Source organism: Marinobacter sp. UBA2498 (genome assembly GCF_002341575.1).
Lineage (GTDB): Bacteria > Pseudomonadota > Gammaproteobacteria > Pseudomonadales > Oleiphilaceae > Marinobacter > Marinobacter manganoxydans.
The window spans coordinates 15886-16165 of sequence record NZ_DDOI01000131.1 but is presented as its reverse complement, the minus strand read 5'-3'; the positions used below and the strand labels follow the sequence as shown (position 1 = coordinate 16165).

1 protein-coding gene is annotated in these 280 nt (G+C 67.1%); it reads left to right on the top strand.

All coding sequences use genetic code 11. The features are described 5' to 3' along the window. On the top strand, positions 1–280 hold a 280-nt coding region (locus B2W52_RS18140), incomplete at both ends, for a molybdopterin-dependent oxidoreductase (RefSeq protein WP_286803847.1).

The window sequence follows — 280 nt, the reverse complement described above, 5'->3', positions numbered from 1 at the left end:
GGCCGATGCGGTGGTGGTGCTGGAGAACGACCTGTATCAACGCCTGCCCGCCGACCAGGTGGAGCAGGCCCTGGCCCGTGCCAACACCCGCGTGGTGCTGGACCACCAGCGGACGAGAACCGCCGAGGGGGCGGACTTCATCCTGCCTGCTGCCAGTTTCGCGGAAGGGAGCGGAACCCTGGTAAATCTGGAAGGGCGGGCCCAGCGCTTCTTCCGGGTGTTCGAACCGGCCTACCTGCGCCCCGAGACCCGAATTCACGAGAGCTGGCGCTGGTTACAC